The following is a 287-nucleotide window of genomic DNA, read 5'->3' on the forward strand; positions in this document are numbered from 1 at the left end:
GTAGTCGAGCACTTCATCGCCGGTGGCAGCGATCAGGAAGTAACGTTGTGGCTGAGTAATTTGCGCCACGGCAAAGTCGCGCAACTCATCGATGTATTCACGCTTGAATTCAAACGGCTTATCCGAATGGAACTCGGTCGTCACGCCCACATGCTGTTCCAGGTCGATCAAGGGCACGATGGCCGGGTTCAGCAGCACCGCGCGGCAACCCAGCTGTTCAGCCAGCCAGGTAGCATAATAACCGCCCAGCGAGGAACCGATGATGGTCAGGTCTTCTGGCGCCACCT

General features: G+C 57.1%; 1 protein-coding gene. It reads right to left on the reverse strand.

What is annotated here, in order from left to right; translation table 11 throughout:
- Window positions 1-287 (reverse strand): YqiA/YcfP family alpha/beta fold hydrolase (locus ACO0LB_RS20885; protein WP_423052664.1); only part of this gene is annotated, 287 nt, incomplete at both ends.

The sequence above is a fragment of the Undibacterium sp. SXout7W genome, assembly GCF_049339385.1.
GTDB lineage: Bacteria > Pseudomonadota > Gammaproteobacteria > Burkholderiales > Burkholderiaceae_D > Undibacterium.